Source organism: Streptomyces sp. NBC_01176 (genome assembly GCF_045039825.1).
Taxonomy (GTDB): Bacteria; Actinomycetota; Actinomycetes; order Streptomycetales; family Streptomycetaceae; genus Streptomyces.
This window is the reverse complement of sequence record NZ_CP108600.1, coordinates 6,443,173-6,456,097: the sequence shown is the minus strand read 5'-3', so window position 1 is coordinate 6,456,097 and position 12,925 is coordinate 6,443,173. Positions and strand designations below refer to the sequence as shown.

The following is a 12,925-nucleotide window of genomic DNA, read 5'->3' as shown; positions in this document are numbered from 1 at the left end:
TCGCACCCCGGTGGCCGGGCGCGCACCCGCCCGTCCACCTCGTCCGTGGGGGTCCGCACCCATGCGCAAGCCGTACGCCCTCCCGCTGTCCGTCCTCCTGTCCCTGCTGCTCGCCCCGCTCGTCCTGCTCGCGCCGGCCGCGTCCCGCGCGTACGCCGCCGACAACGGCAGCTGGTCCGTCTACCCGTTCGCGACCCAGCTCTCCGCACGGCCGTACTTCACCCTCTCCGCCGACCCCGGGACCACGGTCGGGGACAAGGTCACCGTCACCAATAAGACCGCCGCCCCGCTGGCCTTCCGGCTCTACGCCGCCGACGCGTACAACACCGTGCGCGACGGGGGCTTCGCGGTGCGCACGGCGAAGGAGAGGCAGCGGGAGGTGGGCGCGTGGGCGCGACCGGCCCGCTCCCGGGTGACGGTTCCCGCGCACGGCTCGGTCACCGTGCCGTTCACGCTCCGGGTCCCCGAGCGGGCCGAACCCGGCGACCACGCCGGCGCACTGGTCGCGCTCGACGAGCGGATCGATCCGGGCGCCGGATCGGTCGCGATGGGGGTCCAGCGGGCGGTCGGCGCCCGGATCTACCTCCGGGTCGGCGGACCGACGGTCCCCGCCCTCGCCGTCGAGAAGGTCCACGTCAGCCACCACCAGCCGCTGGTCCCCGGCACGGGCACCAGCACCGCCACCATCTCCTACACCCTCCACAACACGGGCAACGTGACGCTGGACCCGAGGGTGCGGCTGAGGGCGGAGGGGCTCTTCGGCCGGACGCTGTTGTCCCGGGGCCTGACCAGGATCCCCGCCGAACTGCTGCCAGGACAGCGGGTACGGCTGAGCGAGCCGTGGCGCGGGGCGCCTCAGCTCGACTGGGGCGACGTGACCCTGACCGCGAGCGCGCAGGGCACCCGGCAGTCGGCGAGCACGTCCTTCCTCGCCCTGCCATGGCTGGTCCTGGCCCTGGCAGCGGCGGCGGCACTCGGCGGCGTGGTCGTGGTGGTCAGGGCACGTGGCGGCCGGGGGTGGCCGTGGACGCCCGGGGCGGCCTGGAGCCGTGCCCGGCCGTGGCCGCTCAGAGGGCGTCGGGACCGCGCTCGTCCGTCCGTACCCGCACCACCGTCTCGACCGGAACCGTCCACACCTTCCCGTCGCCGATCTTCCCCGTCCGCGCGGCCTTGACGATCGCGTCGACGGCCGGCCCGGCGTCGGCGTCCTCGACGACGACCTCGACACGGACCTTGGGCACGAGGTCGACCTGGTACTCGGCACCCCGGTACACCTCGGTGTGCCCGTGCTGGCGCCCGTAGCCGCTGGCCTCCGTCACGGTCAGACCGTGGACACCGAGTTCCTGCAGGGCGGTCTTGACCTCGTCGAGGCGATAGGGCTTGACGATCGCGGTGATGAGCTTCATGCCTGGGTCCTGGCCTTCTGCGCGGTGGAGGGACGACGGGACCGGGGCCCGGTGGCCCGGGACCCCGTGATCGTAAGCGGTTCCGGCGTGCGCCGCGGGGCGGCGGCCGGTGTGTTCGCGCACCTCGTCCGCCCGGCGGCCGACGCCCCCGCCGAGGCGTGCGGGACGGGCGGTTCGCGGTGGGCGGGGGCTTGCGGAACCTCGCCGCGGGCGCCGGGGGCGCACAGCGTGCGGCAGGTGCCCGTGGATCAGGGAGAATGGGCGCCATGAGCGTTCGTAGTCAGTCATCCGAGCCGTCCGAGGCCACCCATCGCGCCGGTTTCGCCTGTTTCGTGGGCCGTCCCAACGCGGGCAAGTCCACTCTCACGAATGCTCTGGTCGGCCAGAAGGTGGCGATCACCGCGAACCAGCCGCAGACCACGCGGCACACGGTACGGGGCATCGTGCACCGCCCCGACGCCCAGCTGATCCTGGTCGACACCCCCGGACTGCACAAGCCCCGCACCCTGTTGGGCGAGCGCCTCAACGACGTCGTGCGCACGACGTGGGCCGAAGTGGACGTCATCGGCTTCTGCCTGCCGGCGAACGAGAAGCTCGGCCCGGGGGATCGTTTCATCGCGAAGGAGCTGGCGTCGATCAAGAAGACGCCGAAGATCGCGATCGTCACGAAGACCGACCTCGTGGACAGCAAGACGCTCGCCGAGCAGCTCATCGCGATCGACCAGCTCGGTCAGGAGCTGGGATTCGAGTGGGCGGAGATCGTGCCGGTGTCGGCGGTCGCCGACCAGCAGGTGAACCTGCTCGCCGACCTGATCGTCCCGCTCCTGCCCGAGGGGCCCGCGCTGTACCCCGAGGGCGACCTGACCGACGAGCCCGAGCAGGTCATGGTCGCGGAGCTGATCCGTGAGGCGGCGCTGGAAGGCGTGCGCGACGAGCTGCCGCACTCCATCGCCGTCGTCGTCGAGGAGATGCTCCCGCGCGAGGACCGGCCCGCCGACAGACCCCTCCTCGACATCCACGCCTTCGTCTACATCGAGCGTCCCAGCCAGAAGGGCATCATCATCGGCCCCAAGGGCAAGCGCCTGAAGGAGGTCGGGATCAAGTCCCGCAAGCAGATCGAGGCGCTGCTGGGCACACCGGTCTTCCTCGACCTCCATGTGAAGGTCGCCAAGGACTGGCAGCGGGACCCCCGCCAGCTCCGCAAACTGGGCTTCTGACCCTCCCGGAACCGCGCCCCCGCTTCTTCCGGGGGCGCGGAACCATCCGCGCCGCGCGGCCTCGACAGGCCCCGCCCGCAACGCTGGACGGCCTCAACAGGCCCCGCCTGCGACGCCGGACGGCCGGAGACACCTGAAGGGGCGCGGCGAACCGCGCCACCGGCCCCCACCGCCCCGCACCCGAGGAACCCACCGGGGTCGGGGCGCGGCCGCGGAAGAAGGAGACGCCGGGCAACCGAGGAGTCAGCCCGCCGTCACCGTCACACGTACCTCCCCGTCCGGCCCCGCCAGCAACACCGGCGTGTCCGCCCCACCGAGGTCACGGACGGCCGCCCGGTCCTCCTCCGGAACGGCCTCCGCCCCGGAGACCACCGCCGCCGCCTCCAGGGACGTCGCTCCGGACGCCACCGCCATCGCCACCGCGGTCCGCAGGGCGCTCAGCCGCAGCGAGGGCAGGTCCACGGTGCCGGCGACATAGGTACGGCCCGTCTCGTCCCGGACGGCCGCCCCCTCGGGCACTCCGCTCCGGGCCCGCGCGGAGCGGGCCAGGGTGACGATCTTGCGGTCCTCGGGGTCGAGCGCGCTGCTGTCGGTCATGCCCCGAGCATACGAAGCGCCGCCCGGGCCCCGCGCGCCGGTCCATGCCTACCCGGCCACCGGGTACATCGACCCCCGCCGCCCTTCCGGCGAGGCCAGCCACTCCAGCTTCGCCGCGGTGTTCGCCTCCGGCAGCGGCGTGTGCAGCACGATCGTGAGGTCGGGCCGGGCCGGCACCTTCATCGCGGTGGACTCGACGGCGAGCAGTCCGACGAGCGGATGGTCGAGTTCCTTGCGGATCTGCCCCGCGTCCTCGATGTCCCGCCGCTCCCACAGTTCCGTGAACTCCGGGCTGGCCGCCTTCAGCCGGGCCAGCAGCTCCTGGAACCCCTCGTCGTCCGGCGCGGCGGCACAGGACGCCCGGAACTGGGCGACGACCGTACGGGCGTTGCGCTCCCAGGTCCGCGACCGGCCCCGGTACAGGGTGTCCGTGAAGAAGTCGACGACGCAGTTCTGCACGTTCTCCGGGCGCATCCCGAGGACCATCCCGGCGGCGTCGTTGTACAGGACGCAGTTGTAGTAGAGGTCCATGATGTGCGCCGGGTACGGCATCCACGTGTCGATCAGCCGCCGCAGCCCCTCGCACATGTCCCGGTCGTCGGGCGCGACTTCGGGGGCGGGCGGGTTGAGCCCGGCGAGCACGTAGAGGTGCCGTCGCTCGGCGTTGCTGAGCCGCAGTACCCGGGCGACCGCGTCGAGGACCTGGGGTGAGACGGAGATGTCCCGCCCCTGCTCCAGCCACTGGTACCAGGACGCGCCGACGCCCGCGAGGACCGCGACCTCCTCGCGGCGCAGCCCCGGAGTACGTCGGCGGGCCCCGCCGTCCGGCAGTCCGGCCTGCGTCGGTGACACCCGTGCCCGACGGCTCATCAGGAATTCCCGCAGGTCCCGCCGTCGGTGGGTCCTGAGCGCGTCCTCCGTCACGTGCGAATCCCCCTCGTGGTGACTGGTGGTGCGACCACCAGCATAAGTTCCCGCTCCCCACGGATATTCCGACGGCCGCAAGCTCCTGTCATGGCCACCAAGACGACGACCGGCACCGCGACCGACCCGACGACCCGGTCCACGACCGGCACCGCGACCGACCCGACGACCCGATCCACGACCGATCCCACGACCGGCACCACGCCCAGTCCCACCCGTCCCGCGCGCGGCCCCCGGCGCCCCGCCCGCGCCCGGCTGTCGGCCCGCGACAGACTCGTCCTCTTCGTGCTGTGCGCGGCTCAGTTCATGGTCGCGCTCGACTTCTCCGTACTGAACGTGGCGCTGCCCGTCCTCGGCACGGACCTGGGCATGAGCCGGTCCGCGCTGCAGTGGGCGGTCACCGCCTTCGCGCTGCCCTCCGGCGGCTTCCTTCTCCTGTTCGGCCGCATCGGCGACCTGTACGGGCGCCGCCGGCTCTTCCTGAACGGGCTCGCCCTCTTCGGCACCGCCTCGCTCCTGGCCACCTTCGCGTGGGACCCGGCGTCGTTCCTGGCGGGGCGGGCCCTGCAGGGCCTCGGCGCGGCGGCGATCGTACCGACGGGCATGTCCCTGCTGACGACGACGTTCCCGGAGGGCCCGGCGCGCGATCGGGCCCTCGGCATCTCCGGCACGCTCCTCTCGCTGGGCTTCACGGTCGGCATGGTGGCCGGCGGCGTCCTGACCGACGTACTGAGCTGGCGCTCCACCATGGGCCTGCTGTCGGTGTTCGCCCTGGTCGTGCTGCCGCTGGCGCCCCGCGTGCTGCCCGCCTCCCGGCGCCGGGACGCGCGGACCGGGGCAGCCTCCCCCGCCCCGGGCCGCGCGCGTCTGGACGCTCCCGGCGCGATCACCGTCACCGGCGGTCTGCTGGCCCTGATCTACGCCCTGTCGACTGCGGCGGACCGCGGCTTCGGCGGCACGGACGTGATCGCGACCCTGGTCGCGGGCGTCCTGCTGCTCGCCGCCTTCGGGTACGTGGAGTCCCGCGCCGCCGCGCCCCTGGTCAGCCTGCCCATGCTGCGCCGCTCCACGGTCGCGTGGGGCAACCTGGGCGGTCTGGTCACCTTCTCGATGATGTCGACGGTGGTCTTCGTGCTGACGCTGTACCTGCAGGAGACCCTCGGCCTCTCCGCCTTCGAGACCGGCCTGGTCTTCGGGGTGCAGGGCGTCCTGTCGGCCGTCGCCGGGGTGTACGCCCCGAAGGTCGTCGGCCGCTTCGGCGCCCGCCGCACCCTGGTCGGTTCGCTGGCCGGCCAGGGCCTGTTCGTGGGCTCGCTGGTACCGCTGAACGCGCACCCCTGGTCCGTCTGGCCGGCCACCGCCGCGGTCGCGCTGGCGAGCATGTGCCACCTCGGCGCGATCATCTCGTACGGTCTGACCGTCACCTCGGGCGTGCCCGACGAGGAACAGGGGCTCGCCACCGGGCTGGTGACCTCCACCCAGCAGGTCGGGATCACCATCGGCATCCCGCTCCTCGGCGTCCTCGCCACCACCTCGTCGGACCTGCTGGCCGGCGTGCACACGGTTCTCGCGCTGGACGCGGTCATCGTCCTCGCGGCGGCGGTCCTGGTCGCGGCGGGACTGCGCCGCGGCGGCTCAGGGGCGGTCGAGCCGGAGGCGCTCGGCCTTCGGTAGACCGGCGACGACCAGGTCGTACGAGTCCTCGACCAGCTCCCGGACCAGGCGGTCCGGGAGCTCGCCGTCGGCCGTCACCGTGTTCCAGTGGCGCTTGTTCATGTGGTAGCCGGGGATGATCAGCCCGGGGTGCTCGCCGCGCAGCCGGATCGCGTCCTCCGGGGCGCACTTGAGGTTCACCGTCAGCGGGCGCGCGTCCAGACTCGACAGCGCGAAGAGCTTGCCCAGCACCTTGAAGACCGAGGTCTCCGGGTTGAAGGGGAAGTCCTCGACGGCCGCGTTGAAGGAGAGGCAGAACGCGCGCAGCTGCTGGGGGGTCATTCCGGCTTCTCCTCCTCGCGGGGCTCCGCGCCCGCGGCCGGTTCGACGAGCACGGTGACGATCTTGTTCCGGCGTCCGGCCGAGGCCTCCGCCGTCAGCCGCAGCTCCCGCCCGTCGGGCAGCTCGACGACCGAGGACGCCCCGGCGATCGGGACCCGGCCGAGCGCCTTGGCGAGCAGTCCGCCGACCGTCTCCACGTCCTCGTCGTCGTACGCCTCGAAGCCGTACAGCTCGCCGAGGTCGCCGATGTCGAGGCGCGCGGTCACCCGGTAGCGGTCGTCACCGAGCTCCTGGACCGGCGGCAGTTCACGGTCGTACTCGTCGGTGATCTCGCCGACGATCTCCTCCAGGATGTCCTCGATGGTGACGATGCCCGCCGTGCCGCCGTACTCGTCGATGACGACGGCGACGTGATTGCGCTCCTGCTGCATCTCCCGCAGCAGGTCGCCCGCGTTCTTCGTGTCGGGCACGAAGGTGGCGGGCCGCATGGCCGTCGACACGAGCTCGGACTCGGCGTCGCGGCTGATGTGCGTCTTGCGGGCGAGGTCCTTCAGGTACACGATGCCGACGATGTCGTCCTCGCTCTCCCCGGTGACGGGAATGCGCGAGAAGCCGGAGCGCAGGGCCAGGGTGAGCGCCTGCCGGATGGTCTTGTAGCGCTCGATGACGACGAGGTCGGTGCGCGGCACCATGACCTCGCGTACGAGGGTGTCGCCGAGTTCGAAGACGGAGTGCACCATGCGGCGCTCCTCGTCCTCGATCAGCGACTCCTTCTCGGCGAGGTCGACGAGCGCGCGCAGCTCGGCCTCGGAGGCGAAGGGGCCGCGCCGGAAGCCCTTGCCGGGTGTCAGCGCGTTGCCGATGAGGATGAGCAGGGACGGGATCGGGCCCATGATCCGCGCGAGCGGCAGCAGGACGTACGAGGCGACGGTCGCCGTGTTCAGCGGGTGCTGGCGGCCGATGGTGCGCGGTGAGACGCCGACGGCGACGTAGGAGACGAGGACCATGACCCCGATGGCGACCCCGAGGGCCTGCCAGGTCTTGTCGAACTCCCGCAGGCAGGCGTACGTGACGAGCGCGGCGGCGGCCATCTCGCAGGCCACGCGGACGAGCAGCGCCACGTTGAGGTAGCGGGTCGGGTCGGCGGCGACCTGCGCGAGGTTGGCGCTGCCTCGCCGGCCGCCGCGTACGGCCTCCTCGGCGCGGAAGCTGGAGACGCGGGCGAGGCCCGCCTCCGCACAGGCGGCGAGCCACGCGACGACGACCAGCAGGACGGCACCGAGGACGAGTTGAGGACTCATGACACGGTCGGGGCCGGTGAGGGACCCGTCATGCCCTTCTCCGCGCGCCAGCCGTCCACGATGGCCGCCTGGAGACCGAACATCTCGGCCTTCTCGTCGGGCTCCTCGTGGTCGTAGCCGAGCAGGTGCAGCACTCCGTGGACGGTGAGGAGCTGCAGCTCCTCGTCCATGGAGTGCTGCGTCGGCGCGTCCTTGCCCTGCCGCTCGGCGACCTCCGGGCACAGCACGATGTCACCGAGCAGGCCCTGCGGCGGCTCGTCGTCGTCCTTGGACGGCGGGCGCAGCTCGTCCATGGGGAAGGACATGACGTCCGTGGGACCCGGCAGGTCCATCCACTGGATGTGGAGCTGCTCCATGGCGTCGGCGTCCACGACGATCACCGAGAGCTCGGAGAGCGGGTGGATGCGCATCCGTGCGAGCGCGTAGCGGGCGATGTCGAGGATCGCCTGCTCGTCGACCTCGGTTCCGGATTCGTTGTTGACGTCGATCGACATGCTGGTGCTGGTCTACTTCCCCTTGTGTCCGGCGTTGCCGCGGCCCCTGTGGGAGCCGTTCTCGGTGCCGTTCTCGCTGTCGTACTTCTCGTACGCGTCGACGATACGGCCGACCAGCTTGTGCCGTACGACATCGTGGGACGTGAGCCGCGAGAAGTGCACGTCGTCGAGGCCGTCCAGGATGTCCTGGACCTGGCGCAGACCCGACTTCGTCCCGTTCGGCAGGTCGACCTGCGTCACGTCACCCGTGATCACGATCTTCGATTCGAAGCCGAGGCGGGTGAGGAACATCTTCATCTGCTCGGCGCTGGTGTTCTGGGCCTCGTCCAGGATGATGAAGGCGTCGTTGAGGGTACGGCCGCGCATGTAGGCCAGGGGCGCGACCTCGATCGTGCCGGCCGCCATCAGCCGTGGGATCGAGTCCGGATCGAGCATGTCGTGCAGCGCGTCGTACAGCGGGCGCAGGTAGGGGTCGATCTTCTCGTAGAGCGTGCCGGGCAGGAAGCCGAGGCGCTCGCCCGCCTCCACCGCCGGGCGGGTCAGGATGATGCGGTTGACCTGCTTGGACTGGAGCGCCTGCACGGCCTTCGCCATCGCGAGGTAGGTCTTGCCGGTGCCGGCGGGGCCGATGCCGAAGACGATGGTGTGCTTGTCGATGGCGTCGACGTACCGCTTCTGGTTGAGCGTCTTGGGTCGGATGGTGCGGCCGCGCGAGGACAGGATGTTCTGCGTGAGCACTTCGGCGGGGGTCTCCTCGCCGTCGCCCTCCCCGTTCTCGCTCGCCCTGAGCATGGCGATCGAGCGTTCCACTGCGTCCTCCGTCATGGGCTGCCCCGTGCGGAGCACCAGCATCATCTCGTCGAACAGGCGCTGGACGAGAGCGACTTCACCGGCGTCGCCGACCGCACTGATCTCGTTGCCCCGGACGTGGATGTCGGCCGCCGGGAAGGCCTTCTCGATCACGCGCAGCAGTGCGTCTCCGGAACCCAGAACAGTCACCATGGGGTGCTTGGCCGGGACGGTGAAGTGCGCGCGCGCCTGCCCCTGAGCGGGGCTGTGAGCTGTGGGTGTCTGAGTCATGGGCCGGCTCTGTAGGCCTGCTTTTCCTCCTTGATCGGCACGCTTGCCACGGGGGCAGCCTTGCGCCTCCAAGGGTACGTCTCCGCACTGACGGAGCCGTAGGGCTTTTCGTCACCTCTCCCTGCGGCCTCGCCCTTTTCTTCCTGGCACGGTTCACACCGACCGGCCGAACCCGATCGTCGGCACCGCCCGCCGCAGCGGCCACGGCCGTGTCACCTCCGGCAGCAGGCCCTCCAGGAAGGCGTACCGGCGCAGGGCGGCCGGATCCTGGTCGTCGACGGACTGGACGCGGCGCCACCAGGCCGCGATCTCGGACCAGCCGGGGGCCGAGAGGGAGCCGCCGAACTCCTGGACGGACAGGGCGGCGGTGAGGCCGGCGAAGGCGAGGCGGTCGGCGAGCGGCCAGTCGGCGAGGGTGCCCGTCACGAAGCCGGCGACGAAGACGTCCCCGGCACCGGTGGGGTCGAGGGCCTCGACGTCGATGGCCGGAACCGCTGCGGTCTCACCGGTGCGGCCGTCCACGGCGTAGGCGCCCTCGGAACCGAGAGTGACGACGGCCAGCGGTACGTGCTCGGCGAGCGCGTGCGCCGCGGCCCGCGGACAGCGCGCGCCGGTGTAGCGCATCGCCTCCTCGGCGTTCGGCAGGAACGCCTCGCAGTGTTCCAGGTCGGCGAGGCCCGCCAGGTCCCAGCGGCCGGTGTCGTCCCAGCCGACGTCCGCGAAGATCCGGGTGCCGGCGCGCGCGGACTCGGCGATCCACTGCGCGCGCGTGCCGGGCGCCAGGGAGGCGACGGCGGCACGCGCGCGGGGGGCGTGCTCCGGGGCGGTCTCCACCGGCGGCGGCTCGTGCCCGTGGCTGACCATCGTCCGCTCCCCCTCGTAGGCCATCGACACGGTGACCGGCGAGTGCCAGCCGGAGACGGTGCGCGACGGGGAGAGGTCGATGCCCTCGCCCTGCTCCAGGGCGTCCCAGCAGTACTCGCCGTAGTGGTCGTCCCCGAAGGCCGCCGCGAGGGAGGTCTTCAGGCCGAGGCGGGCCAGCGCCGTCGCCATGTTCGCCACCCCGCCGGGGCTCGACCCCATGCCGCGCGCCCAGGACTCGGTCCCGCGCACCGGAGCCGAGTCGAGCCCGGTGAAGACGATGTCGAGGAAGACGGTGCCGGTGAGGTAGACGTCCCAGGGCGGATCCTGGGGGGTGCGCAGACCGGCGAGCGGGTCGACGTGGGCGTGGCAGAACGGTCGCTCTCCGTTGGACGCGATCACGGTGCGCTCCCTGACGTGGTGCGGATTCAGGCCAGTGTGCACCAATTGGCTCGCGGGACGGAGGGGACCCCGCGGAGGCGTCCGTCGCGCATCATGCCCTTCGACCGAACGGCACCGGCGGGCGGAAAGCCTCGTGTTTACCCCGCCTTCACCACACCAAACGGAACGTGATCCAGATCACGTCGCCCCACCTGTTTCCCACCCGGGGCCGCTTGATACAAATTGCCCGCGCGTTCCTGTCCGTCGACAGCCGCCCAACCCCCTCATCGAGCCGCTTCTTTCGCATGCCCTGGGAACGCCCGTGTCCGCCCGCACCACCCTGCCCTGGCCCCTCGTCGCCCTTTTCACGGCCGGGTACCTCGCCCCGTACCTGCTGCCGACCACCGTCGGCAGACTCAACGCGGGTCTCCCCCTCTCCGCCACCGAGGCCGGTTGCGTCGGCAGCGTCCTGCTGCTGAGCTCGGCGACGGCGGGCTTCCTGCTCGCCTCCCGCGTCGACCGCTTCGGCCCGCGCCGGCTGGCCCGCGCCGGGCTGCTGCTCGCCGCCGTCGGCTACGGCACCGCCGCCCTCACCACCACCGTTGCGCTGGTCGTCGCCGGCGCGATCGTCGGCGGTCTCGGCTCCGGCACGGTCACCACCGTCGCCGCCACCGGGATCGCCGCCCAGCGCGACCCGCACCGCACCACCACGCTCGGTCTGCTCGGTGTCTCCGCCCTCGCGGGCACGCTGTATCTGACGATCCCGCACCTGGGCCCGGGCCACGGCCAGCCGCTGGCCGCGATCGCCGTCACCGCGCTGCTCGTCCTGCCGACGACCCGGCGACTGCCCGCCCGCACACCCGCCGCGCGGACCCTGCGCGGCGGCACCCCGCTTCCGCACCCCCGTGCCGGGGTCGTCCTGGCCGCCGCCATGCTCTGCTGGTCCCTCGCGCAGAACTCCCTGTGGGGTGTGAGCGGCCGCATCGGCCTGACCCAGGCGGGGTTGAGCGAGGTCACCGTCGGAGCGGTCTTCGCGGCGGCGCTCGGCGCGGGGCTGCTGGGGGTGATCGGGGCGGGTGCGCTCGGCCCGCGCCTCGGCCGCGCGCTGCCCATCGGGGCGGGCACCGCGCTGATCGCGGGCTGCATCGCGCTCAGTTCGGCCGCCGACGACCTGCCGTCCTTCGCGACCGGCGAGATCGCCTGGAACACGCTGTACCCGGTCGTCCTGTCCTACGTCATCGGGCTCGCCGCGTCCCTGGACCAGCGGGGGCGATGGGCGGTCCTGGTGGGCTCCGCCTCCTCGCTCGGCACGGCCTGCGGCCCGCTCTCGGGCAGTCTGCTCTCCGCGCGGACGGGCTACCCGGGGATGGGCGTGATCCTGGCGCTCGGCCTGCTCCTGCTCACCGTTCCGATGACGGCGGTGGCCCTGCGCACCCGGCGCGGCACCCCGCTGGAACACCCGGTGGTGGAGATCCCGCTGGAGACCGCCGAGGCCCGGCGGGCGGCGTACGGCACGGCGGGCCCCCGGCAGACCGCCGTCGCGTCCGCGGCACCGGGCCCCGGACCGGGCTAGTCCCCGGCCCGGACCGGCCGCGCGGCCCGCGCCCAGTGGCTCCGTTCGAAGCGTTCATCGCTCCGGGCGGGCCCGCTCCAAGCGGCTCTACCCGAACTCGTACGCCTCGACCTCGGCGAGGTAACGCGCCCGCCGCTCCTCGTCGTGGTCGAGGAAGGACGCCACGAACGAGTTGCGGGCCAGTTCCCGCATCCGTTCGCGGTCCAGCCCGAGCGCCTCGTGCACCGCGTGGAAGGTGTCGCCGACGTACCCCCCGAAGTAGGCGGGGTCGTCGGAGTTGACGGTGCACAGGAGCCCGGCGTCCAGCATGGCGGGCAGGGGGTGGTCCTCCAGCACGTCGACGGCGCGCAGCCGTACGTTCGACAGCGGACAGAGCGTCAGCGGCACCCTGTCCCGGACCAGCCGCTCGACCAGCTCGGGGTCCTCCATGCAGCGCAGCCCGTGGTCGATGCGCTCGACGCCAAGGACGTCCAGCGCCTCGGTGATGTACGCGGGCGGCCCCTCCTCGCCCGCGTGGGCGACGCGTCGCAGCCCGAGCGCGGCGGCGGCCTCGTACACCTCGCGGAACTTGGCCGGCGGGTGTCCGACCTCCGCCGAGTCGAGGCCGATGCCGACGATCCGGTCGAGGTGGGGCCGCGCGGCATCCAGCGTCGCCATCGCCGACTCGGCGGACTCGTCGCGCAGGAAGCACATGATCAGCTGGGTGGAGACGCCGTGCGTGTCCTCGCTGCGGGAGAGCGCGCGGGACAGCCCCTCGACGACCGTCCCCATCCCGACCCCGCGCGCGAGGTGGGCCTGCGGGTCGAAGAAGATCTCCGCGTGCCGGACGCCCTGTGCGGCGGCCCGCGCGAGATACGCGTCGGCCAGGTCGGCGAAGTCCTGCTCGGTCCGCAGGACGGCCATCAGCTCGTAGTACAGGTTCAGGAACGACTGGAGATCGTCGAAGAGATACGCCTTGCGCAGTTCCTCGGTGTCCGCGTACGGCAGCGTCACGCCGTTGCGCGCGGCGAGCTCGAAGGCGAGTTCGGGCTCCAGGGTGCCTTCGACATGGAGGTGCAGTTCTGCTTTGGGGAGGGGCATCAAAGCATGGTACGGG

Annotated in this window: 13 protein-coding genes; 4 read left to right on the top strand and 9 right to left on the bottom strand. The window is 72.3% G+C overall.

What is annotated here, in order from left to right:
• Window positions 1-61 precede the first annotated feature (61 nt).
• Complete coding sequence (locus tag OG199_RS27840; protein WP_356804907.1) at window positions 62-1,174, top strand: WxL protein peptidoglycan domain-containing protein; 1,113 nt, start codon at window positions 62-64, stop codon at window positions 1,172-1,174.
• Here OG199_RS27840 and OG199_RS27835 read toward each other — a convergent pair.
• On the bottom strand, window positions 1,068-1,406 hold the full coding sequence (locus OG199_RS27835) for a P-II family nitrogen regulator (protein WP_266699067.1): 339 nt from the start codon (window positions 1,404-1,406) through the stop codon (window positions 1,068-1,070). The two genes, OG199_RS27840 and OG199_RS27835, sit on opposite strands and share 107 nt — an antisense overlap.
• A gap of 257 nt (window positions 1,407-1,663) precedes the next feature.
• On the opposite strand from OG199_RS27835, the gene era reads away from it, so the two are divergent.
• Window positions 1,664-2,623, top strand: a complete 960-nt coding sequence (gene era, locus OG199_RS27830; RefSeq protein WP_266699068.1) for a GTPase Era — start codon at window positions 1,664-1,666, stop codon at window positions 2,621-2,623.
• A 243-nt stretch (window positions 2,624-2,866) separates the two neighbouring features.
• Here era and OG199_RS27825 read toward each other — a convergent pair whose 3' ends face one another.
• Together OG199_RS27825 and OG199_RS27820 are read right to left on the bottom strand one after the other, a co-directional pair.
• Window positions 2,867-3,220, bottom strand: coding sequence for a cytidine deaminase (locus OG199_RS27825; RefSeq protein ID WP_356804905.1), 354 nt, complete (start codon window positions 3,218-3,220; stop codon window positions 2,867-2,869).
• 48 nt (window positions 3,221-3,268) lie between these two features.
• On the bottom strand, window positions 3,269-4,090 hold the full coding sequence (locus OG199_RS27820) for a helix-turn-helix transcriptional regulator (RefSeq protein ID WP_401799228.1): 822 nt from the start codon (window positions 4,088-4,090) through the stop codon (window positions 3,269-3,271).
• Between the two features lie 144 nt (window positions 4,091-4,234).
• Here OG199_RS27820 and OG199_RS27815 point away from each other — a divergent pair, with 144 nt between their 5' ends.
• Window positions 4,235-5,818 carry an MFS transporter gene (locus tag OG199_RS27815; protein ID WP_405831785.1) on the top strand — a complete coding sequence of 528 codons (1,584 nt, stop codon included), beginning with the start codon at window positions 4,235-4,237 and terminating at the stop codon, window positions 5,816-5,818.
• Here the strand turns inward: OG199_RS27815 and OG199_RS27810 are convergent.
• The 5 genes from OG199_RS27810 to OG199_RS27790 form a co-directional block, all read right to left on the bottom strand.
• Window positions 5,780-6,139: an MmcQ/YjbR family DNA-binding protein gene (locus tag OG199_RS27810; protein ID WP_266699073.1), complete on the bottom strand. Its 360-nt coding sequence runs from the start codon at window positions 6,137-6,139 to the stop codon at window positions 5,780-5,782. The genes OG199_RS27815 and OG199_RS27810 overlap by 39 nt on opposite strands.
• The gene (locus OG199_RS27805; RefSeq protein ID WP_356804900.1) at window positions 6,136-7,440 is read right to left on the bottom strand and encodes a hemolysin family protein; all 1,305 of its coding nucleotides are present in this window, start codon (window positions 7,438-7,440) and stop codon (window positions 6,136-6,138) included. The genes OG199_RS27810 and OG199_RS27805 overlap by 4 nt, the downstream gene beginning before the upstream one ends.
• Window positions 7,437-7,934, bottom strand: a complete 498-nt coding sequence (gene ybeY, locus OG199_RS27800; RefSeq protein WP_148013894.1) for an rRNA maturation RNase YbeY — start codon at window positions 7,932-7,934, stop codon at window positions 7,437-7,439. The genes OG199_RS27805 and ybeY overlap by 4 nt, the downstream gene beginning before the upstream one ends.
• 12 nt (window positions 7,935-7,946) lie before the next feature.
• Window positions 7,947-9,014, bottom strand: a complete 1,068-nt coding sequence (locus OG199_RS27795) for a PhoH family protein (RefSeq protein ID WP_401799132.1) — start codon at window positions 9,012-9,014, stop codon at window positions 7,947-7,949.
• Window positions 9,015-9,167: 153 nt separating this feature from the next.
• On the bottom strand, window positions 9,168-10,277 hold the full coding sequence (locus tag OG199_RS27790; RefSeq protein ID WP_356808365.1) for a PfkB family carbohydrate kinase: 1,110 nt from the start codon (window positions 10,275-10,277) through the stop codon (window positions 9,168-9,170).
• Window positions 10,278-10,578: 301 nt separating this feature from the next.
• On the opposite strand from OG199_RS27790, the gene OG199_RS27785 reads away from it, so the two are divergent.
• Entirely contained in the window at window positions 10,579-11,829 is a 1,251-nt protein-coding gene (locus OG199_RS27785; RefSeq protein WP_405831782.1) for an MFS transporter, read from the top strand.
• A gap of 87 nt (window positions 11,830-11,916) precedes the next feature.
• Here the strand turns inward: OG199_RS27785 and OG199_RS27780 are convergent, their stop codons facing one another.
• On the bottom strand, window positions 11,917-12,909 hold the full coding sequence (locus OG199_RS27780; protein WP_405831781.1) for an adenosine deaminase: 993 nt from the start codon (window positions 12,907-12,909) through the stop codon (window positions 11,917-11,919).
• Between the last annotated feature and the right edge of the window lie 16 nt (window positions 12,910-12,925).